Here is a 575-nt window from a genome sequence, read left to right as displayed (position 1 = left end):
ATACTTCGGCTGATATATTCGCTCTCTTTTTGCGCAGCGTTGGGTTTGACGCTGATTTGCTCGACGATCAACGGCCAGCCGGCGCCGACAATCAGCGACGACAGCAGCAACAACACCAGGCCGATCGCCGGAATCCGCAAGTCCCGCAGGGCGATCGCCGAGAACACTGCGGCCGCGCAAATCAACGCAATCGCCATCAGAATCAGCTTCGCCGGCAGGACGGCGTGGATATCGGTGTACCCGGCACCGGTGAACGGCTTGCCGCCACGCGTGTGCGACAGCAGCTCATACCGATCCAGCCAATAAGCAACGGCTTTAAGTAACACCAGTACCCCGACCAGGCTAACCAACTGGACGCGCGCCGAGCGGCTCAGCGCACCGGTGCGTCCGGATAGCCGAATGCCACCGAAGATATAGTGCGCCACCAGATTCGCCACGAATGCCAGAAATACCGAAACGAGCATGTAGCTGAGCATCAGCCGGTAGAACGGCAACTCGAACGCGTAGAAGCCGAGGTCCCGCCCGAACTGCGGATCCCTAACCCCAAAGTCACCGCCGTGCAGGCACAGCTGGAT

1 protein-coding gene is annotated in these 575 nt (G+C 60.2%); it reads right to left on the bottom strand.

Annotated elements, in window-relative coordinates:
- Window positions 1–575, bottom strand: a 575-nt coding sequence (locus FJR74_RS08425) for a UPF0182 family protein (RefSeq protein WP_170178336.1), incomplete at both ends; no start/stop codon positions are given.

Source organism: Metamycoplasma neophronis (assembly GCF_006491995.1).
Classification (GTDB): Bacteria; Bacillota_I; Bacilli_A; order Mycoplasmatales; family Metamycoplasmataceae; genus Metamycoplasma; species Metamycoplasma neophronis.
The sequence above is the reverse complement of the archived record's forward strand: the minus strand, read 5'-3'. Positions and strand labels throughout refer to the sequence as shown.